This window comes from Allobosea sp. OAE752, assembly GCF_050433265.1.
Taxonomy (GTDB): Bacteria; Pseudomonadota; Alphaproteobacteria; order Rhizobiales; family Beijerinckiaceae; genus Allobosea; species Allobosea spartocytisi.
Genome location: NZ_JBNPXO010000014.1, coordinates 49922 through 68257, shown reverse-complemented (window position 1 = coordinate 68257; position 18336 = coordinate 49922). Strand labels below are relative to the sequence as shown.

The window sequence follows — 18336 nt, the reverse complement described above, 5'->3', positions numbered from 1 at the left end:
ATTACCGAGATATGGGGTCGGCGGGGCGCCTGTCGCCGCCGGCCTCGCGCCCGGCGATCAGCCAGTAGATGAAGCCCGTCGCTGCACCGACCAGGAAGAGCCCGGAGATGATCTGCAGCTCGGCCGGGCTCGGCGTGCGCGAAAGCCTCAGCATGGCCAACGGCAAGAGCGCCGCGAGCAGGCCGGTGAGCCCGCTCTGAACCAGCAGGCTGCGCAATCCGAACAGCTCCGAACCGACCGCCACCAGCACGACCGGCGCGACGATGATCGCAAGGCCCAGCCGCGCGATCAGGGCAAACGCCGCCTGCGCCGCCGGCGTCGGATCGACGCCGCTTTCCGCCAGGCCGAACAGGATGTCGAGCAGGCGTTCGATGCCGCCGCCGATCAGCAGCGCCACGGCCGGCGATGCGACGCTGGCCGCCGTCAGGAAGAACAGCCCCGCCCCCATGGCGACGAGGCAGGCGAAGGGGATCAGCAGCAGCCAGCGCAGCATCAAGCCGGCCTATTCCGCAGCCACGGCCGGCGCGGCGGCGTTGGCCTCGTCCTGCTCCAGCATCAGCCGGGCGCGCGCGGAGAGCTTCTCGGTCTCGCTCTTGAGCTGGCCGCAGGCGGCGAGGATGTCGCGCCCGCGCGGCGTGCGCACCGGCGAGGCGTAGCCGGCGCGGAAGACGATCTCCGAAAAGCGCTCGATCCGGTCCCAGTCCGAGCATTCGTATTTGGTGCCGGGCCAGGGATTGAACGGGATCAGGTTGATCTTGGCCGGGATGCCCTTGAGCAGCCGCACCAGTTCGCGCGCCTCGGCATCGGAATCGTTCACGCCCTTGAGCATGACGTATTCGAAGGTGATCCGCTTCGCGTTCGACAGGCCGGGATAGTTCCGGCAGGCCTCGAGCAGATCCTTGATCGGGTATTTCTTGTTGAGCGGCACCAGCTCGTTGCGCAATTCGTCGCGCACCGCATGCAGCGAGATCGCCAGCATCGTGCCCATCTCGTCGCCGAGCGGCCCGATCTGCGGCACCACGCCCGAGGTCGAGACGGTGATGCGCCGGCGCCCGAGCGAAAGCCCCTGATCGTCCGAGATCACGTCGATGGCGTCGCGCACCCCGTCGAAATTATAGAGCGGCTCGCCCATGCCCATGAAGACGATGTTGGAGATGAAGCGCCCGCCATCGTTCGGCACGAAGGCGCCCTCCGGCGGCTTGCGATTCGGGAAATCGCCGAGCCGGTCGCGCGCCACCATGAGCTGCGCCACGATCTCCTCGGTCGTCAGATTGCGCACCAGGCGCTGCGTGCCGGTATGGCAGAAGGTGCAGGTCAGCGTGCAGCCGACCTGGCTGGAGACGCAGAGCGTGCCGCGGTCGACCTCGGGAATGTAGACGCATTCGATCTCGGCGCCGCGGTCGCGCGGGCCGGTGGAGGGCATGCGCAGCAGCCATTTGCGGGTGCCGTCGGTCGAGACCTGCTCGGCGGTGACCTCCGGCAGATCGAGCGAGAAGTGCTGGGCGAGTTCGGCCCGCAGCCCCTTGCCGATCGTCGTCATCGCGTCGAAATCGCGCACGCCGTAATGGTAGATCCAGTTCCAGAGCTGGCCGACGCGCATGCGCCGCTCCTTCTCGGGAACGCCGATCTCGGACAGCGCCTCGGCCAGGCCGGCGCGTGTGCGCCCCACCAGCGAGGGGCGCCGCAAAACAGGTTCGGCCGCCGGGGCGGCAGTTTCAAGAACGGACACGGTCATCGGAGCTCTGTCGTCGCCCATGAGTGAAGGCGCGGAATTTCGCCGCTCCCTAGCACAGATGCGCGAAAAGCGGAAATCTCCCGCCGCGCGCCTTACTTGCAGGCGTCCTCGGCCCGCTTCACCGCCTGGGACATGCCCGAGAGCGAGTACTTGTCGGCGGTGGGATTGCCACGCTTGGACGTAGCCTTGATCTCGAGGCCCGCGCCACGGCGCAGCGCATCGAGCATCCGCGGCTCCTCCGCCGGATTTTTCAGCCACATGTTCTTGCCCTTGGCCACCAGGGCGAAACGCTCATTGCCGATGATCGCCTGATGCTCGACGCCTTCCTTGACGTCGAAATTCATGACGAAGCTGATCTCGTTGCGCACGCCCTCGGCCGGGCGGCTGGAGACGAAGAGGAGCCCCTCGACATCCTTGAGATTGGCCGGCATGCGGCTCTCGGCCTTGGAGAGGGCGTAGCAGACCTTGGTGCGGCCCTGCTGCGAGGAGAAGGCCTGCCATTTTCCGGCGGTTTCGAGCAGCATGGCCTGGCCCTGGCCGGCACTGGCCGGAGCGGCCGCGGCCGCCGCCGCGGCAGGCTTCGGAGTGGCCGGCTTCGGCTTGGCCGGCTGGGCCAGCACTGACCCGGCCATCAGCGTCATGCTTCCGACGAGCGGAAGCATGATTGCGAGACGAAGACGGCCACGAGCGCCGGAGGAAGGGAGCAAGCTGATCATGGACCGCCATCAGTCACTAAAATTCTTAATACCGCGTTTACCACCTGTTGATCAGGCGGCCTCGCGGTCGCTGGCGGCATAGAGTGTCACGATCCTGGCGAAAATGCGAATGGACCGGAGGCGCCGATCTGTTCCGCCGGGCAGCACGCCATGGCACCATCGCGCCTCCCGAAGGACGGCGACGGACAGACGATGAAAGCCCTGCTCTGCGAACATCACGGCCCGGCCGAGGAACTGGCGATCCGCGACCTGCCGGAGCCGATACCCGCTCCCGGAGAGGTCGTCGTCGCCGTCACGGCGGCGGCGCTGAACTTCTTCGACACGCTGATCATCCAGAACCGCTACCAGACCAAGCCGGCCCTGCCCTTCTCCCCCTCGGCGGAATGCGCCGGCACCATCGCCGCCATCGGCGAGGGCGTCACCGGCTGGCAGATCGGCGAGCGCGTCGCGGCCTGGCTGGGCCATGGCGCGGCACGTGAGAAGGTCGCGGTGTCGGCCGAAGCGCTGATTCGCGTACCGGAGAAGCTCTCCGACGCACAGGCCGCCGGCCTCTTCGTCACCTATGGCACGGCGATGCACGGGCTGATCCAGCGCGCCGGGCTGAAGGCAGGCGAGACACTGGCGATCCTCGGCGCCTCCGGCGGCGCCGGCCTCGCCGCCGTCGAGATCGGGGCGCTGCTCGGCGCCCATGTCATCGCCTGCGCCTCATCGGCCGACAAGCTCGCGCTCGCCCGCGAACACGGCGCGCAGGAAGAGATCGACTACGGCACGAACGACATCCGCGCCGCCCTGAAACGGGTGACGGCGGGACGCGGCGTCGACGTGCTCTACGACACGGTCGGCGGCGATCTGGCCGAGCCGGCGTTGCGGTCAATGGCCTGGGAGGGTCGCTATCTCGTCGTCGGCTTCGCCGGCGGCACGATTCCCAAGATCCCGCTCAACCTGCTGCTGCTGAAGGGCTGCGACCTGCGCGGCGTCTTCTGGGGCGAATTCGTCACCCGCGAACCGGCCGCGCATCGCCGCAACATGGAGCGCCTGCTGGACTGGGCGGCAGGCGGCCATATCCGCGCCCATGTCCATGCCGCGATTCCCGTCGAGCGCTGGACGGAAGCCTATGCGCTGATCGGCAACCGCCAGGCCAAGGGCAAGGTCGTGCTAACGTTCTGAAGCGCTCAGAGATCAGCCATCGCCGTTTTCGCCCTCTCGCGATGCTCGGGCTTGATCGAGCCCGCCACGGCCGCGATGGCCGCCGCGATCACCGCCGCATCGTCGGTGAAGCCGATCAGCGGCATGAAGTCGGGAATCGCATCCAGCGGCAGCACGAAATAGCCGAGCGCTGCGAGCAGCGTCAGCTTGACGCGCCGCGGCGTCTGCGGATCGCGCGTGCAGAACCACGCCGCCAGCAGATCCTCGGTGAACGGAATACGCTTCGCGACGCGCTTGAGGCGGGCCATGAAATCGGCGCCGAACCTCGCTTCGTCACGCAGGCTCTTGCGGATCGCCTCCATCTCCTCGCGGCTGAAGCTTGCGCTGAACCCCTCGCTCATCCCTGTCTTTCTCCTTGGCGTCGGATGACGCCGATGATCGCGCGCTCCCAACCGGCGCGCCATGTCGAAAGATGGCCCCGTCGCAATCCTGCACAAGAGGCCTGCCGGAAAACCCGCTTGGAACAGGAGGAAACGCCCTCTAAACCGGCTCCAGAACCAGGATTGACGGGAAACGCGCCATGAAACTCGATTCCTCCCTCGCCGCCATCGTCACCGGCGGCGCCTCCGGCCTCGGCGAGGCGACCGCGCGCATGCTGGCGGGCCAGGGCGTCAAGGTCGCGCTGCTCGACCTCAACGCCGAGCGCGGCGAGGCGGTCGCTAAGGAGATCGGCGGGGTCTTCTGCCCCTGCGACGTCACCAGCGAGGCTTCGGTCGACGAGGCGCTGGCCAAGGCCCGCGCCGCCCATGGCGTCGCCCGCATCATCGTCAACTGCGCCGGCATCGCGCCCGGCCGCCGCGTCGTCTCGAAGAAGCGCGACACCGGCGAGCTCGTCGCCCACGACACCGCGACCTTCGAGAAGGCGGTCGCGATCAACCTCGTCGGCACCTTCCGGGTCATCGCCAAATCCGCCGCGGCGCTGGCCGCGCTCGAGCCGATCACGGCCGATGGCGGACGCGGCGTCATCATCTGCACGGCCTCCGTCGCGGCGGAGGATGGCCAGATCGGCCAGGCCGCCTACGCCGCCTCGAAGGCCGGCGTCGCAGGCATGACGCTGCCGATCGCGCGCGATCTCGCCTCGGTCGGCATCCGCATCGTCACCATCATGCCCGGCCTGTTCGAGACGCCGATGTTCGCGGGGCTCCCCGAGGAGGCCAAGGCCTCGCTCGCCGTTTCGGTGCCGCATCCCTCGCGCCTCGGCAAGCCGGAGGAATACGCCGCGCTCGCCCGCAGCATCGTCGAGAACGACATGCTGAACGGCACCGCGATCCGCCTCGACGGCGCGATCCGGCTCGCGCCGAAATAGGCCTCAAACGATGCGGTAGACCTCGCCGGCGCTGCGGTCCCGGTAGAGGTCCACCCGCTCGCCGTTCCAGTGATAGTCGAGATGCCGGCCCTGCACCGGATGGCTCGCGCCATCGGGATAGAACAGACCGGCGCATTCGCCGCCCGGACAGCGCACGCTCGAATAGACCACCCCTTCCGAGCCGGCATCCCTCAGGCGCTCGCCGAGCAACTGGCTCTGCGCATAATCGGCCGGATCGAGCAGCGCCGCCGCCGCCTCGCCCAGCCCGCGCAGATCATGCAATCCGGCATCGATATCGAGCACGATCTCGCGGAACTGCGAGGTCCAGCCCGGCGGCTGCGCTGTCGCCAGCATGAAGCGGGCGTGATGATGCACCGTTTCCAGCAAAGCGACCTCGAAGCGGTCGCCGGCATAGAGCACGCCGAAGCCGCCAGCGCTGAAGCGGCTCGGCCGGTCCGGGCTGACATGGGTGAAGGGCGCCATCAGCCAGCTCGCCCCCGGCCCGGAGATGCGCCGTTCGGGCGGCACGAGATCGAGATTGCCGATCGTCTCCATCAGGCGCGGATTGGTCTTCTGCTCGGCCGCGATCAGCAGCGGCCAGTCGGCGGGATCGGCGATATCCTCGAACAGGTCGATCGGCGGGAAGATGCTGCGGATGATCCGGACCGCACCGCGCCATTCAACCTGCGCGACCGGCAGATCAGCCGGATCGATCACCAGCCGCCCCGCTCGGCATCGAGCAGGCGGCGCACCCGCATCAGGTCGGTCAGTTCTCCGCCCAGCATGATGTCGAGCGCCGATTTTCCGCCGAAATCGCGGTTGGGGCGCTTGATCCAGTCATAGCCGCGCTGCGGCTCGGCGAAGATCAGCCGGAGCGCCTTGTGGATGCCCATCAGGTTCGAGAGCCGCGCCTTGCCATCACGCGAGATGCGGCCCACGCCGCCGGCTTTCCAGCGGGCATAGGTCCGCACCGGCAGGTCGATCAGAACGGCCGCCTCGTCGTCGGTGATCCGCCAGAGCCGGAACAGGTTGACGGCGGCGCGGAACATCGCGCCCGCCTCGTCATCGCTGATCGGGTCAGGAACGAAATCGCGCTGGGCGGTCTCGATGCGCAGCAGGGCGCTCATGGCATCTCTCTCCATTTGGCATAAAATGGAGAGAATTTTGCCAAATGGCAAGTACCTCTCAAAAACGCCGCCGTCATCCCGGACAAGCCGCGAAGCGGCGCCGATCTGGGATCCATGCCTGAACCGTTCCGGAATCGATCCCGGGTCTGCGCTTCGCTCCGCCCGGGATGACTCGCGTGAGAGCAAGCGAAATCCGGCCTATTCCTCGGTCTTCGCCGGCTTGATCTCGTGCTTCAGGATCAAGGGCGTCTGCGCCAGCGCGAAGATCATGGTCAGCGGCATCACGCCCCAGACCTTGAAGGCGACCCAGAAATCCTGGGTCTGCGTGCGCCAGACCGCCTCGTTCAGCGCGGCCAGCACGAAGAAGAACAGGCCCCAGCGGAAGGTCAGCTTGCGCCAGCCCTCCGCGTCGAGCTGCAACACCGTCTCCAGCACCAGCGACAGGAGCGACTTGCCGAAAAAGAGGCCGCCGAGCAGCACGCAGCCGAACAGCGCGTTCACGATGGTCGGCTTGACCTTGATGAAGAAGGCGTCGTCCAGCGCCAGCGTCAGCCCGCCGAAGACGGTGACGACGATCGCGTTCACGATCGCCATGCGCGGCAGATAGCCCATCAGCACCCGCGACAGCACCAGCGCCACCAGCGACGCGACGATGAAGATGCCGGTCGCAACGAAGATGCGCCGGTCCTCGGCGACATGGAACAGCCGGTCGCCATAGGAATTCGCGAAGAAGAAGATCGCGAGCGGCCCGAACTCCAGCGCGAGCTTCAGAAGCGGGCTGACCGGCCTGCCCTTGGCCTCCACCGGAATCGGCCGGGTGGTTTCGCTTGCGCCATCGCTCACGCCGCTTCTCCCAATCCCGCCACGGCGCGGGCGAAATCGCGCGCCGAAAACGGCTCCAGATCCTCGACGCCTTCGCCGACGCCGATGAAATGCACCGGCAGGCCGAACTGCGCCGCCAACGCCACCAGGATGCCGCCGCGCGCCGTACCGTCGAGCTTGGTCATGACGAGGCCGGTCACGCCGGCCGTCTCGCGGAAAGCTTCCACCTGCGAAATCGCGTTCTGGCCGACCGTGGCGTCGAGCACGAGCAGTGCCGCATGCGGCGCGTTCGCATCCTGCTTGCGGATGACGCGCACGACCTTGGCGAGCTCGTCCATCAGCCCCTGCTTGTTCTGCAATCGCCCGGCGGTGTCGACGAGGAGCACATCGGTGCCGTTGGCTTTCGCCTTCTGCAGCGCCTCGAAGGCGAGGCCCGACGCATCCGCCCCCTGCTGGCCGAACACGACCTCGGCCCCGGTGCGTTCACCCCAGACGCGCAATTGCTCGATCGCCGCCGCGCGGAAGGTATCGCCGGCCGCCAGCATCACGGATTTGCCTTCAGTGCGGAATTTCGCCGCGAGCTTGCCGATCGTGGTGGTCTTGCCCGAGCCATTCACGCCGACCATCAAGATCACGAACGGCTTTTTCGTGGCGTCGACCGCCAGCGGATGAGCGACCGGCATCAGGATCGCCTCGACCTCGCGCGCCAGGATCGCCTTCACCTCAGCCGGATCGATCTGCTTGTCGTAACGGCCTTCGCCGACGGCCTTCGCGATCCGCCCCGAGGTGGCGAGGCCGAGATCGGCCTGGATCAGGATGTCCTCGAGATCCTCCAACGTGCCGGCATCGAGCTTGCGCTTGGTGAAGAGGTCGGTGATCCCCGTCGTCAACGCCGAGGAGGTGCGCGACAGCCCCTCCGTCAGCCGCCGCCACCAGCTCCGCTTTGGTGGCGGCACCGGGATGGGAGCAGGTTCGGGAGCGGCAACGGACTCGGACGGCGGAACAGCGATAGCGACGGGTTCCGGCTCCGGCTCGACAGGCGTAACCTCCTCAACCGGAACAGGTGGTGCGGGGGCCAGCGCATCGGCGACAAGCGCTTCCGCCTCGACAGCCGTCGTGGGAGCAGCCTCTTCGACGTCCGGCTTCGATTCCTCGACCGGCTCAACAACCCGCTCGATCACCGGCTCGGGGGCCGGCACCGGCGCGGCCTGCTCTTCCTCGCGTCCGAACAGCCTCGAAAAGAAGCCGCGTTTCTTGGGCTCAGTCTCGCTCATCGCCATCCTGTCTACGGTTCGGCGGGCATCTTCAGTTGCGCCGCCGGGCCGGCTTAGCTAGCGCAATGCCATGGCGCAGCCGCTTCAACCAGAAAATTCGCAAGCCTCGGGCCAGGTCGACGCCGAGCTACCCGTGCCGCTGCTCTATCGCGACGCCATGATGCTCGTCATCGACAAGCCTGCCGGGCTGCCTTCGCATCGCGGCCCGCAAGCGAAGCGCCGCATCATACCCGTGCTGACCGATTATCTCGACCAGCTCCGCTTCGGCCTGCCGCGCAAACCGGAAGCGGCGCACCGGCTCGACAAGGACACCTCCGGCTGCCTCGTCCTCGGCCGCCATCCCCGCGCCATGGCCGAGCTCAACCAGATGTTTCGCGACGGCCGGATCGACAAGACCTATTGGGCGATCGTGCAGGGCGAGCCCGCGCAGGACGAGGGCTTGATCGATCTGCCGCTCGCCCGTCGCTCGCCTGAACGCGGCTGGTGGATGAAGGTCGATCCCGCCGGCCTGCCCTCGCAGACGCGCTATCGCGTGCTCGGGCGTGGGCAAGGCGAAGGCGGTCCGCTGGCCTGGCTCGCCATGGAGCCGCTGACCGGACGCACCCATCAGTTGCGCGTCCACTGCCAGGCTTCCGGCTGGCCGATGCTCGGCGATGAAATCTACGGCAGCGCGCCGCGCGAGGGCGGACCCGGCCTTCAGCTCCACGCCCGCGCGATCACCGTGCCGCTCTACCGCAAGCGCGAGCCCATCCATGTCGAGGCGCCGCCACCGCCGCATATGCTGGCGGCGCTGAAGGCTTGCGGTTGGAGTGGCTGAGCCCGCTCAATTCCCCAGGGCGTCGATGGCCCGCGCCAGCTTGACGTCGAGCTCGGTCAGACCGCCGGCATCATGGGTCGCGAGCGTCACATCCACCGTCCGGTAGACATTCGACCATTCGGGATGGTGATTCGCCGCCTCGGCCAGCAGCGCCACCCGCGTCATCCAGCCGAAGGCCTCGCTGAAATCGCGAAAGACGAAGCGCTTGCTGATCGCCTCGCGTCCCTGCGCCAGCTTCCAGCCGGTCAGGGTCGCCAGCGCCTCCGCCTGAGCCTCGGGACTCAGTCGTTTCGGTCTCGTCATCGCCGCTGGACCTCCCTCGGCAGGCGATTGGGATAGGACGGGCCGAGCGGATAGGCGGCCTCCAGCACATAGGGCCCGCCACCGGTCGAATCGCGCGACGACATCAGCGCCACGCGGCGCGCAGTGAAGTTGATCGGCCTGATGATCGGATGCAGGCTGAGATAATGCGCGAGCTCGACCGGCGAGGTATCGCGCAGCCGGGCCAGCGTGACATGCGGCACGAATTTGCGCCCTTCGGCCGGCATGCCGAGCCGGCGCATCTGCCGCTCGACATCGCCCTGGAGCTCGGTCAACGCCTTGGTCGGCACCACCCGGGCGAAGACCGCCCGCGGCTTGTCGCCGCCGAAAGAGCCGAGCGCATCGAGCGTCACCTCGAAGGGATAGGCGCCGAGATCGGGCAGCATATGGTCGACATCATTCGCCATGCGCCGGTCGACATCGCCGAGGAAACGCAGCGTGACATGGTAGTCGGGCGGCTCGATCCAGCGCGCGCCCGACAGGCCGCCGCGATGCAGCGTCAGCTCGGATGCGACATCGGCGGGGATTTCCAGAGCGATGAACAGCCTCGGCATGAGTCGATTCCTGCCAAGCGATTGTGACTCTGGCGAGACGGTAGGCGGGAAGCCGGCTCAAGGGAACCGGTTTTCACCTGCATCGCGCAAGCCGTTCCCGCGCACCGTCATTCGGGACAAGCCGCGTCAGCGGCGCCGATCCGGAATCCATCGGAGGGTGTCACGCCCTACGATGGATTCCGGGTCTAGGCTTCGCTTCGCCCGGAATGACGCGATATTTTGAAAATCAGGGGCAGGGATTGCCGACGAGCTGGTGGATCGCGTCGATCTTCTCTTCGATCTCGGGCGTCAGCTTGACGTCGATCGAGGCGATGTCGGTCCTGAGCTGCTCCATCGAGGTCGCGCCGATGATGTTTGCCGTCACGAAATCGCGCGAATTGACGAAGGCGAGCGCCATCTGCGCCGGGTCGAGCCCGGCCTCGCGCGCCAGCGCGATGTAGCGCTTGATCGCATCCTCGGCGCCCGCGCCCTCATAGCGCTGGCCGCGGTTGAACAGCGTCGTGCGCGCCCCGGCCGGGCGGGCGCCATCGAGATATTTGCCGGTGAGGTAGCCCTGCGCCAGCGGCGAATAGGCGAGCAGCCCGACATCCTCGCGGATCGCGACCTCGGCCAGCGCCGTCTCGAAGGTGCGGTTCAGGAGGCTGTAGGCGTTCTGGATCGACTGGACGCGCGGCGTGCCGCGAACCTCCGAATCGGCGACGAAGCGCATGGTGCCCCAGGCGCTCTCGTTGGAGAGGCCGAGATGGCGGATCTTCCCAGCCTTCACCACCTCGGCGAAGGCGTCGAGCTGCTCGGGAATCGAGGTCTCGTCGGCCGGCTTCTCATAGGCCGCATGCGAGAAGCGCGTCGGGTTCGAGCCCCAGGGCATCGGCCGCTCGGGAAAATGGATCTGGTAGAGGTCGATATAATCGGTCTGCAGCCGCGCGAGGCTCTTGTCGACCGCCTCCATGATCTGCTTGCGGGTGACGCGTGTCGGGCTCTGGTCGTCGCGGAACCAGCTATTGCCGCCGCGCCCGCAGATCTTCGAGGCCAGGATGATCTTGTCGCGGTTCCCGCGCGCCTTGAACCAGCTGCCGATGATCCGCTCGGTCGAGCCCTGCGTTTCCGGTTTCGGCGGGATCGAATAGAGCTCGGCGGTATCGAAGAAATTGACGCCCTGCTCGACAGCGTAGTCCATCTGGGCGTGGCCTTCGGCCTCCGTATTCTGCTCCCCCCAGGTCATGGTTCCCAGGCAGATCACCGAGACCTTGAGATCGGTGCGTCCGAGGCGGCGGTAGTCCATGGCAAAGCAACTCCGGAAACGGTGCCGGCGGGCGGCGTGGAAAAGGCTTGGGGATTCGTCCCGCTGGAACCGGGAACGGATCAGGATCTGGCCGGCAGCGTCGCGATGAAGCGCTCGACCGTCGGCAGGATGTTGCGGACGATGACCTTGACGCCCTCGACCGTGGGATGGAGCCCGTCCGCCTGGTTCAGCGCGCGGTCGCCCGCGATGCCCTCCAGGAAGAAGGGGTAAAGCACCAGAGCGTGCTTTTCCGCAAGCTCCGGATAGATCGCATCGAAGCGCTTGGCATAATCCGTGCCGAGATTGCGCGGCGCATACATGCCGGCGAGCATCACGGGGATGCCACGCTCTTTCAAACGCGCGATCATCGCCTCCAGCGCTTGCCGCGTCTGGGCCGGATCGACACCGCGCAGGGCATCGTTGGCGCCAAGTTCGAGGATGACGCCATCGGTCCCATCGGGCACCGACCAGTCGAGCCGCTCCAACCCGCCCTGCGTCGTGTCGCCGGAAACGCCGGCATTCACGATTTCGACAGCGATGCTCTTCTGGCGCAGCGCTTGCTCCAGAACGGCAGGGAAGGCGGCGCTGCCCGGCAGGTTGTAGCCGGCCGAGAGCGAATCGCCGAACGCAACGAGCTTGAGCGTCTTTCCGGCCGGAGGAACCGGGGTCGCGGTCTGGGCGAAGGCCATCGGAGCAGCCACCATCAAGGTGAGGGCGATCAGCGTGAAAATCGCCGCAAACGATTGGACAACTAGGAAACCGCGCCCATATCGGCGCAAGCCCCGCCTCGGCGCCTCACGGCTCCGCAGGGGCCGCGACGAGGTCCCGGCCGGGACGGCGATGGAAGCGTAAGTCAGGATCATGGCGTGATGAGCGAAAAGGCCGCCCCGGCGATCGAGTTGCAGGATGTGCATTTAAGTTTGGGGCGTGGAGCCGCTCGCGTCCATATCCTGAAAGGCGTCTCGGTGTCGCTGCCCGATGGCGAGGCGTCCGGCCTCGTCGGCCCTTCCGGCTCCGGCAAGTCGACCCTGCTGATGACCATGGCCGGGCTGGAGCGCCCCGATTCCGGCATCGTCAAGGTCGCCGGGCAGGATCTCGGCCAGCTCGACGAGGACGGGCTCGCGGTCTTCCGCGGCCGGCGTATCGGCATCGTCTTCCAGTCCTTCCATCTCGTGCCGACCATGACGGCGCGTGAGAACGTGGCGCTGCCGCTCGAGCTTGCCGGCACCCCCGACGCCTTCGCCCGCGCCGAGGCCGAACTCCGCAATGTCGGCCTCGGCCACCGCATGGACCATTATCCGGCGCAGCTTTCCGGTGGCGAGCAGCAGCGCGTCGCCATCGCGCGGGCCGTCGCGCCCGATCCGGCAATCCTCGTCGCCGACGAACCGACCGGCAATCTGGACGAGGCGACCGGCCGCTCCATCGTCGACCTGATCTTCGCCTTGAAGCGCGAGCGCGGCGCCACCCTCGTGCTCGTCACCCATGACCTCTCGCTCGCGGCGCTTTGCGACCACACCGTCCGCCTGCGCTCCGGCGTGATCGAGCAAGAAGACGCGATGGCGGACATCTGACGATGCACGCGCCCGTCAAGCCGCTCGGCGGCCCGCCCGCCCGCTCCTCCCTCGGCTTCGGCCTGTCGCTGCGCCTGGCCCTGCGCGATCTGCGCGCCGGCCTGCGCGGCTTCGGCGTCTTCATCGCCTGCCTGGCGCTGGGCGTCATGACCATCGCCGCCGTCGCCTCCGCCTCGCGCGGCCTCACCGAGGGGCTGGCGCGCGAAGGCCGGCGCATCCTCGGCGGCGACGCCTCCTTCAGCCTGATCCAGCGCGAGGCGACACCGCAGGAGCTCACCTTCCTGACGGCTCGCGGCACGGTCTCGACCATCGCCACGATGCGCGCCATGGCCAATGCCGGCGAGAAGGGCGCGGCCCTTGTCGAGATCAAGGCCGTCGATGCCGGTTATCCCAGCATCGGCACGGTCGAGACCGACCCTCGGCAGCCGATCGCCGGCCTGCTCGGCGAGCGCGACGGCACCTATGGCGCAGTCGCCGACCCCATCCTGTTCGGCCGGCTCGACCTCAAACCCGGCGACACCGTCACGGTCGGCGGCGCGAAGATCCAGCTCCGCGCCAATCTCGTCTCCGAGCCCGACAAGATCGCCGCCGGAGTCGGCTTCGGCCCGCGCCTCCTCATCTCGCAGGACGCGCTGCGCGCCACCGGCCTGATCCAGCCCGGCAGCCTGATCCGCTGGACCTACCGCCTCCAACTGCCGCAGGCTGCGTCTGGTGACGCCGATCTCGACAGGCTGATCGCGGATGCCGGCACGCAGCAGCGCGACGCCGGCTGGGAAATCCGCTCCCGCGCCAATGCCGCGCCAAGCTTCCAGCGCAACCTCGAACGCTTCACCCAGTTCCTGACGCTGGTCGGCCTCACTGCCCTGCTGGTCGGCGGCGTCGGCGTCGCCAATGCGGTGCGCCGCTTCGTCGAGGCCAAGAAGCTCGACTTCGCCACCATGAAAGCCGTCGGCGCCACCGGCGGACGCGTCGTCGCGATCCATCTGACCGAGGTGATGCTCGTCGCCGCCATCGGCACCGCGATCGGCCTCGTGCTCGGCGCTGCCGCCCCCTTCGCGCTCGGCGCCCTGCTGCAAAGCATCCTGCCCGTGCCCTTCGAGCCGACGCTGGCGCCTGGAGAGCTCGCCATCGCCGCGCTTTACGGCCTGCTGACGGCCCTGGTCTTCGCCATCATCCCGCTCGGCCGCGCCCATGACGTGCCGGTTTCGGCCCTGTTCCGCGACCAGGTCGAGCCCGATCCGCGTCGTCCGCGCGCGATCTACCTTGTTCTCTGCCTGCTAGCGCTGGCCGGATTGGTCGGCGTCGCGCTCGGCTTTGCCTATGACCGGCGCATCGCGCTGATCTATATCGGCGTCATGTTCGGCGTCTTCGTGCTCTTGCGCGGAGTCTCGGTCGGACTGATGGCGCTCGCCCGCCGCCTGCCCCGCCCGCGCAGCCCGTCGCTCAGGATGGCGCTCGCCAACAGCCATCGCCCGGGCGCCCTGACCCCGTCGCTGGTGCTTTCGCTGGGCTTGGGCGTCGCCCTGCTCTCCGCGCTCGCCTTCATCGATGTCAGCCTAACGCGCCAGCTCACCGGCGCGCTGCCGGCCAAGGCGCCGAGCTTCTTCTTCCTCGACATCCCCAGCCGAGATTCCGCTCGCTTCGACGCTTTCCTCGCGCAGGAAAGACCGGGCGCGGCCGTCGAGCGCGTGCCGATGATGCGCGGGCGCATCCTGGCGGTGAACGACACCCGCGCCGAGGACGTCAAGGCGAGCGAGCAATCCGCCTGGGTGCTCGATGGCGACCGCGGCATTACCTATGCGGCAAACCTGCCCGAGGGCTCGAAGATCGCAGCGGGAGAATGGTGGCCGGCCGACTACAAGGGCGAGCCGCTGGTGTCCTTCGACGCGCAGAACGCCGCCGGCATCGGCCTCAAGATCGGTGACCGGCTCACCGTCAACGTGCTCGGGCGCAGCATCACTGCCCGCGTCGCCAATTTCCGCAGCATCGACTGGCGTTCCTTCGGCATCAATTTCGTCATGGTGTTCTCGCCCAACACCTTCGCGGGCGCCCCGCATACCGATCTCGCCACCATCACCGCGGCCCCGAATGGCAACGGCTCCGGCGACCCCGCTCTGATGCGCCGGCTCGCAACCGAGTTCCCGGCCGTCACCGCCGTGCGGGTCAAGGATGCGCTGGAGGCGGTCAACACCATCGTCGAACAGCTCGCCACCGCGATCCGCGGCGCCTCGGGCCTCGCCATCGCCGCCAGCCTGCTGGTTCTGGGTGGCGCGCTGGCGGCCGGACAGAGGGCGCGGCTCTATGACGCGATGATCCTGAAGACCCTCGGCGCGACCCGTCGCTTTATACTTTCGTCGTACGCCCTTGAATACGCCGCCATCGGACTGGTCGCGGCGCTGTTCGGCGTTGTCGCGGGTACTGCGGCCGGCTGGGGTGTCGTCACGCAAGTGATGCGCATCGAATTCGTCAGTGATCCGACCGGTGCTTTACTGGCTGCGACTGCCGCCATCGTGGTTACCGTCCTGTTCGGGCTCGTCGGTACGATAAAAATACTGTCGAAAGCGCCGGCTTCTCATCTCAGGAATTTATGATGACTGACCGAAGCATCACCGGGATAGACATTAAAATCCTGTAATTCTGCATGCGGCGCCGGCCGAACTTCTATGCTCGCACCGGCCTTAACCATGGCCGGCTCTTGTAAGGAAGGCGAAACCCCCTCATATTCCCTCCATCGCGATGATTGTGCGCGAGGACGGGTGGCATTGCGTGCCTTCCGTCGTCCGAAACTACGTCAGGGGAAACTCGCTCGATGAGCAACTTCGACCGCAATGCTCCAGTCTGGGGTGCCGGCCGCGCACAGCAGACCAGCGCCGTCGAGATGGATCAGGGCCTGCGCTCGTTCATGCTCGGCGTCTACAACAACATGGTGATCGGTCTGGCGATCTCGGCGCTGTTCGCGCTGGGCGTCAACAAGATGGCCGTCACCGACCAGGCCAACGCCGTCGCGCGTATCGGCAACACCTATCTCACCTCCTTCGGCCAGCTGATGTACGGCACGCCGCTGATGTGGGTGTTCGCGCTCGCGCCGCTGGCCTTCATCTTCTTCTTCTCGTTCCGGATTGACCGGATGTCGGCCTCCTCGGCCCGTTCCATGTTCTTCGCCTTCGCGGCGGTCATGGGCGTCTCGATGTCGACGCTGCTGATCCGCTACACCGGCGCCTCGGTGGTGCAGGTGTTCTTCATCACGGCGGCGGCCTTCGGTGGCCTCAGCCTCTACGGCTACACCACCAGCAAGTCGCTGTCGGGCATGGGCTCGTTCCTGGTCATGGGCCTGATCGGCCTGATCCTGGCCTCGCTGGTGAACATCTTCCTCGCCTCGAGCGGGCTCGGCTTCGTGATCTCGCTGGTCGGCGTCGGCATCTTCGCCGGCCTCACCGCCTGGGACACCCAGCGTCTGAAGGAGATGTACCTCTCCTCGGACATGAACCCCGAGGAAGCCGCGAAGCTTTCGGTCAACGGCGCGCTGTCGCTGTACCTGAACTTCGTCAACATGTTCCAGTTCCTGCTCTCGCTGCTCGGCAACCGCGAGTAAGCGAGCGAGACGGACCTGCTCCTTCCACGGAGCCGACATGCCCCGGCCGCAAGGCCGGGGCATTTGTTTTGGCACGGCCGTTGCTCAATCTGCAGGCATGACACTGCCTTCGATCCGCCCGGCCGCCCCTGCCGACATTCCCGCTATCGCGGCGATCTATGCCCATGCGGTGTGCAACGGCACCGCCTCCTGGGAGCTCGACCCGCCGGGCGAGGCCGAGATGCTGCGCCGCCTCGAAGCGACCCTGGCCGGCGGTTACCCCTATCTCGCCGCCGAGCGCGATGGCTCCCTGCTCGGCTATGCCTATGCCGGGGCCTACCGCCCCCGCCCGGCCTATCGCGCCACTGTCGAGAACTCGATCTACCTCGCGCCCGCCGCGCAGGGGCTCGGGATCGGCAGCCTGCTGCTCGATGCGCTGATCGCGGAGTGCACGAAGCGCGGCTTCCGCCAGATGATCGCCGTCATCGGCGACGGCACCGGCGCCTCGATCGGCTCGCGGCGCCTGCATGAGAAGGCGGGTTTCCGGCTGATCGGGGTCGCCGAGAAGGTCGGCTTCAAGCATGGCCGCTGGCTCGACCAGATGCTGATGCAGAAGGAGCTCGGCGAGGCCGACCGCTCGCCGCCGGGCTTCTGATCTCAGTTCACGATGCTGAGCTGCCTGTCGAGCACCCTGAGCACGCGCGACAATTCCGAGCCGCGCTTCAGGATCAGCCCCGTCGCCGCCACCACCGAATAGGCTCCCTGCCGGCGCGCCAGCGCCGGGTCCTTCACGATGCGGTAGAGCGGCATTTCGGAGGAGCGGCGGAAGACCGAGAACTGCGCCTTGTCTTTCAGGAAATCGATGGCGTAGTCGCGCCACTCACCGGCCGCGACCATGCGGCCATAGAGATTGAGCAGTTCGGAAAGCTCGCGTCGATCGAAGGTGACGGTGGTGGGCCGTGCCGGCGCCGGAAAAGTCACGACGGCGTCGGCCGGCCGCGATTGTGGCGTTTCGCTTTCGCTCATGGCGCCTCCCCGCTCCGGTGGATGAAACGCGAACTCGACATGCCGCGATGATGCGCCCGCGATAGCGAGCTGGCAAGGGACACCGCACCGGCAGCGGAGATCGCGTGCCGCCGCTCCTCGCGGCTTCGTCAGCAATGCCGCAATTTCGCCGTCAACGCGCCAACGACCCGCCAAGTTGCGCCGCTCAATTACGGTCGTTGCCTCGACGGCCCGGTTCTGCTGAGCCCCGGCTTGTCAGCCCCCAGCCCCCCGGAGTTCTGGTGGAGCCGGGCCATCGGGTCGAGGCCAACTAGCGGCTGGCATTGCGCCGGCCGTTTTCTTTTTGGGCCTCAGCGCGCCTGCCGGTGATAGTCCGCATTCGGGCGCATATCGACCGCCGAGGCCATTCGGTTCGACATGTTGTAGAAGGCCGCCACCGCGCCGATGTCCCAGATGTCGCGCTCGCTGAAGCCGGCTTCGCGCAGCACTGCGCGATCCTCCTCGCCGATCAGATGTGGCGTCTCGGTCAGCTTCACCGCGAAATCCAGCATGGCGCGATGGCGCCTGGAAAGCGCGGCCGCGCGGTAGTTCATCACCATCAGCTCGCCGAGCACGGGATCGCCCGAGAGCTGGCGCACCGCGGCGCCATGGGCGGTGAGGCAGTAATAGCAGCGGTTCACGCTCGACACCGCCACCGCGATCATCTCGCGCTCCAGCTTCGAGAGCCCCGAGGGGGCCAGCATCAGGTCGTTGTAGAAGGCGGCGAAGGCCGAGAGCTTGGCGTCGTCATGGGCATAGGACGCCAGCACATTCGGCACGAAGCCGAGCTTTTCCTGGCATTTCTCGAAATAAGCTTGATTCTCCGCCGAAAGCGCGCCCGGATCGAGAGCGAGCGCCATCACGGCCGGCGGCGCATCCTGCTTCGCAGGTTCCTCTCCGACCTTTGGTTTGTCATGCTTCGTCGCCATGGTGCGTCCTGTCTTGGTCCGGGAACAGCAATTTTGCCGCTTTGTTGGGCAAGGCAAAGTT

The 18336-nt window shown here is 67.2% G+C and carries 21 protein-coding genes; 7 read left to right on the top strand and 14 right to left on the bottom strand.

Going from position 1 to position 18336, the window contains the following annotated elements; genetic code table 11:
• Position 1: 1 nt before the first annotated feature.
• The 3 genes from GGC47_RS25685 to GGC47_RS25675 form a co-directional block, all read right to left on the bottom strand.
• Positions 2-493 (bottom strand): hypothetical protein, encoded by a 492-nt coding sequence (locus GGC47_RS25685; RefSeq protein WP_142023450.1) that lies wholly within the window; start codon positions 491-493, stop codon positions 2-4.
• A 9-nt stretch (positions 494-502) separates the two neighbouring features.
• Positions 503-1735: a dual-specificity RNA methyltransferase RlmN gene (gene rlmN / locus GGC47_RS25680; RefSeq protein WP_142023451.1), complete on the bottom strand. Its 1233-nt coding sequence runs from the start codon at positions 1733-1735 to the stop codon at positions 503-505.
• 92 nt (positions 1736-1827) lie between these two features.
• Complete coding sequence (locus GGC47_RS25675) at positions 1828-2367, bottom strand: hypothetical protein (protein WP_051987418.1); 540 nt, start codon at positions 2365-2367, stop codon at positions 1828-1830.
• A gap of 276 nt (positions 2368-2643) precedes the next feature.
• On the opposite strand from GGC47_RS25675, the gene GGC47_RS25670 reads away from it, so the two are divergent.
• Entirely contained in the window at positions 2644-3618 is a 975-nt protein-coding gene (locus GGC47_RS25670) for an NADPH:quinone oxidoreductase family protein (RefSeq protein WP_142023463.1), read from the top strand.
• Between the two features lie 5 nt (positions 3619-3623).
• On the opposite strand, the gene GGC47_RS25665 is transcribed toward GGC47_RS25670, so the two are convergent.
• The gene (locus tag GGC47_RS25665; protein WP_038358143.1) at positions 3624-3998 is read right to left on the bottom strand and encodes a YkvA family protein; all 375 of its coding nucleotides are present in this window, start codon (positions 3996-3998) and stop codon (positions 3624-3626) included.
• Positions 3999-4177: 179 nt separating this feature from the next.
• On the opposite strand from GGC47_RS25665, the gene GGC47_RS25660 reads away from it, so the two are divergent.
• Positions 4178-4963 carry an SDR family NAD(P)-dependent oxidoreductase gene (locus GGC47_RS25660; RefSeq protein ID WP_038358145.1) on the top strand — a complete coding sequence of 262 codons (786 nt, stop codon included), beginning with the start codon at positions 4178-4180 and terminating at the stop codon, positions 4961-4963.
• Positions 4964-4966: 3 nt separating this feature from the next.
• On the opposite strand, the gene GGC47_RS25655 is transcribed toward GGC47_RS25660, so the two are convergent.
• The 4 genes from GGC47_RS25655 to ftsY all read right to left on the bottom strand — a co-directional run bounded on the left by GGC47_RS25655 (position 4967) and on the right by ftsY (position 8186).
• Positions 4967-5677, bottom strand: a complete 711-nt coding sequence (locus GGC47_RS25655) for an RES family NAD+ phosphorylase (RefSeq protein ID WP_210245717.1) — start codon at positions 5675-5677, stop codon at positions 4967-4969.
• Positions 5677-6090 carry an MbcA/ParS/Xre antitoxin family protein gene (locus GGC47_RS25650; RefSeq protein WP_038358148.1) on the bottom strand — a complete coding sequence of 138 codons (414 nt, stop codon included), beginning with the start codon at positions 6088-6090 and terminating at the stop codon, positions 5677-5679. The genes GGC47_RS25655 and GGC47_RS25650 overlap by 1 nt, the downstream gene beginning before the upstream one ends.
• A 198-nt stretch (positions 6091-6288) precedes the next feature.
• On the bottom strand, positions 6289-6933 hold the full coding sequence (locus tag GGC47_RS25645; protein WP_142023453.1) for a septation protein A: 645 nt from the start codon (positions 6931-6933) through the stop codon (positions 6289-6291).
• A complete protein-coding gene (gene ftsY / locus GGC47_RS25640; RefSeq protein ID WP_142023454.1) occupies positions 6930-8186 on the bottom strand; it encodes a signal recognition particle-docking protein FtsY in 1257 nt (418 codons plus the stop codon). The genes GGC47_RS25645 and ftsY overlap by 4 nt, the downstream gene beginning before the upstream one ends.
• Before the next feature lie 157 nt (positions 8187-8343).
• Here ftsY and GGC47_RS25635 point away from each other — a divergent pair, with 157 nt between their 5' ends.
• On the top strand, positions 8344-9003 hold the full coding sequence (locus tag GGC47_RS25635; RefSeq protein ID WP_370955772.1) for an RluA family pseudouridine synthase: 660 nt from the start codon (positions 8344-8346) through the stop codon (positions 9001-9003).
• A 6-nt stretch (positions 9004-9009) separates the two neighbouring features.
• On the opposite strand, the gene GGC47_RS25630 is transcribed toward GGC47_RS25635, so the two are convergent.
• The 4 genes from GGC47_RS25630 to GGC47_RS25615 form a co-directional block, all read right to left on the bottom strand.
• Positions 9010-9306 (bottom strand): 4a-hydroxytetrahydrobiopterin dehydratase, encoded by a 297-nt coding sequence (locus GGC47_RS25630; protein ID WP_038358149.1) that lies wholly within the window; start codon positions 9304-9306, stop codon positions 9010-9012.
• Positions 9303-9878: an RNA 2',3'-cyclic phosphodiesterase gene (gene thpR, locus GGC47_RS25625; protein ID WP_142023456.1), complete on the bottom strand. Its 576-nt coding sequence runs from the start codon at positions 9876-9878 to the stop codon at positions 9303-9305. Before thpR ends, GGC47_RS25630 begins: the two co-directional genes overlap by 4 nt.
• Positions 9879-10104: 226 nt before the next feature.
• Complete coding sequence (locus GGC47_RS25620) at positions 10105-11160, bottom strand: aldo/keto reductase (RefSeq protein ID WP_142023457.1); 1056 nt, start codon at positions 11158-11160, stop codon at positions 10105-10107.
• Positions 11161-11240: 80 nt separating this feature from the next.
• Positions 11241-11849, bottom strand: a complete 609-nt coding sequence (locus GGC47_RS25615; protein ID WP_370955743.1) for an arylesterase — start codon at positions 11847-11849, stop codon at positions 11241-11243.
• A 180-nt stretch (positions 11850-12029) separates the two neighbouring features.
• Between GGC47_RS25615 and GGC47_RS25610 the strand changes: the two genes are divergently transcribed.
• The 4 genes from GGC47_RS25610 (at position 12030) to GGC47_RS25595 (ending at position 16957) form a co-directional block, all read left to right on the top strand.
• Positions 12030-12731: an ABC transporter ATP-binding protein gene (locus GGC47_RS25610; protein WP_038358155.1), complete on the top strand. Its 702-nt coding sequence runs from the start codon at positions 12030-12032 to the stop codon at positions 12729-12731.
• Between the two features lie 2 nt (positions 12732-12733).
• A complete protein-coding gene (locus tag GGC47_RS25605; protein ID WP_142023458.1) occupies positions 12734-15322 on the top strand; it encodes an ABC transporter permease in 2589 nt (862 codons plus the stop codon).
• Between the two features lie 218 nt (positions 15323-15540).
• Positions 15541-16323, top strand: coding sequence for a Bax inhibitor-1/YccA family protein (locus GGC47_RS25600; RefSeq protein WP_112765112.1), 783 nt, complete (start codon positions 15541-15543; stop codon positions 16321-16323).
• Positions 16324-16420: 97 nt separating this feature from the next.
• Entirely contained in the window at positions 16421-16957 is a 537-nt protein-coding gene (locus GGC47_RS25595; RefSeq protein ID WP_142023459.1) for a GNAT family N-acetyltransferase, read from the top strand.
• A gap of 2 nt (positions 16958-16959) precedes the next feature.
• On the opposite strand, the gene GGC47_RS25590 is transcribed toward GGC47_RS25595, so the two are convergent.
• Together GGC47_RS25590 and GGC47_RS25585 are read right to left on the bottom strand one after the other, a co-directional pair.
• Positions 16960-17328 (bottom strand): DUF2794 domain-containing protein, encoded by a 369-nt coding sequence (locus tag GGC47_RS25590; RefSeq protein WP_038358163.1) that lies wholly within the window; start codon positions 17326-17328, stop codon positions 16960-16962.
• 329 nt (positions 17329-17657) lie between these two features.
• Positions 17658-18206, bottom strand: coding sequence for a peroxidase-related enzyme (locus tag GGC47_RS25585; protein WP_112765123.1), 549 nt, complete (start codon positions 18204-18206; stop codon positions 17658-17660).
• Positions 18207-18336 lie beyond the last annotated feature (130 nt).

What these genes read in the sequence shown, in the direction of transcription:
- GGC47_RS25685 (WP_142023450.1), bottom strand. Translation starts at nt 493, where the DNA reads ATGCTGCGCTGGCTGCTGCTGATCCCCTTCGCCTGCCTCGTCGCCATG.
- rlmN (WP_142023451.1), bottom strand. Translation starts at nt 1,735, where the DNA reads ATGACCGTGTCCGTTCTTGAAACTGCCGCCCCGGCGGCCGAACCTGTT.
- GGC47_RS25675 (WP_051987418.1), bottom strand. Translation starts at nt 2,367, where the DNA reads ATGGCCGGGTCAGTGCTGGCCCAGCCGGCCAAGCCGAAGCCGGCCACT.
- GGC47_RS25670 (WP_142023463.1), top strand. Translation starts at nt 2,644, where the DNA reads ATGAAAGCCCTGCTCTGCGAACATCACGGCCCGGCCGAGGAACTGGCG.
- GGC47_RS25665 (WP_038358143.1), bottom strand. Translation starts at nt 3,998, where the DNA reads ATGAGCGAGGGGTTCAGCGCAAGCTTCAGCCGCGAGGAGATGGAGGCG.
- GGC47_RS25660 (WP_038358145.1), top strand. Translation starts at nt 4,178, where the DNA reads ATGAAACTCGATTCCTCCCTCGCCGCCATCGTCACCGGCGGCGCCTCC.
- GGC47_RS25650 (WP_038358148.1), bottom strand. Translation starts at nt 6,090, where the DNA reads ATGAGCGCCCTGCTGCGCATCGAGACCGCCCAGCGCGATTTCGTTCCT.
- ftsY (WP_142023454.1), bottom strand. Translation starts at nt 8,186, where the DNA reads ATGAGCGAGACTGAGCCCAAGAAACGCGGCTTCTTTTCGAGGCTGTTC.
- GGC47_RS25635 (WP_370955772.1), top strand. Translation starts at nt 8,344, where the DNA reads ATGATGCTCGTCATCGACAAGCCTGCCGGGCTGCCTTCGCATCGCGGC.
- GGC47_RS25630 (WP_038358149.1), bottom strand. Translation starts at nt 9,306, where the DNA reads ATGACGAGACCGAAACGACTGAGTCCCGAGGCTCAGGCGGAGGCGCTG.
- thpR (WP_142023456.1), bottom strand. Translation starts at nt 9,878, where the DNA reads ATGCCGAGGCTGTTCATCGCTCTGGAAATCCCCGCCGATGTCGCATCC.
- GGC47_RS25620 (WP_142023457.1), bottom strand. Translation starts at nt 11,160, where the DNA reads ATGGACTACCGCCGCCTCGGACGCACCGATCTCAAGGTCTCGGTGATC.
- GGC47_RS25615 (WP_370955743.1), bottom strand. Translation starts at nt 11,849, where the DNA reads ATGGCCTTCGCCCAGACCGCGACCCCGGTTCCTCCGGCCGGAAAGACG.
- GGC47_RS25610 (WP_038358155.1), top strand. Translation starts at nt 12,030, where the DNA reads ATGAGCGAAAAGGCCGCCCCGGCGATCGAGTTGCAGGATGTGCATTTA.
- GGC47_RS25605 (WP_142023458.1), top strand. Translation starts at nt 12,734, where the DNA reads ATGCACGCGCCCGTCAAGCCGCTCGGCGGCCCGCCCGCCCGCTCCTCC.
- GGC47_RS25600 (WP_112765112.1), top strand. Translation starts at nt 15,541, where the DNA reads ATGAGCAACTTCGACCGCAATGCTCCAGTCTGGGGTGCCGGCCGCGCA.
- GGC47_RS25595 (WP_142023459.1), top strand. Translation starts at nt 16,421, where the DNA reads ATGACACTGCCTTCGATCCGCCCGGCCGCCCCTGCCGACATTCCCGCT.
- GGC47_RS25590 (WP_038358163.1), bottom strand. Translation starts at nt 17,328, where the DNA reads ATGAGCGAAAGCGAAACGCCACAATCGCGGCCGGCCGACGCCGTCGTG.
- GGC47_RS25585 (WP_112765123.1), bottom strand. Translation starts at nt 18,206, where the DNA reads ATGGCGCTCGCTCTCGATCCGGGCGCGCTTTCGGCGGAGAATCAAGCT.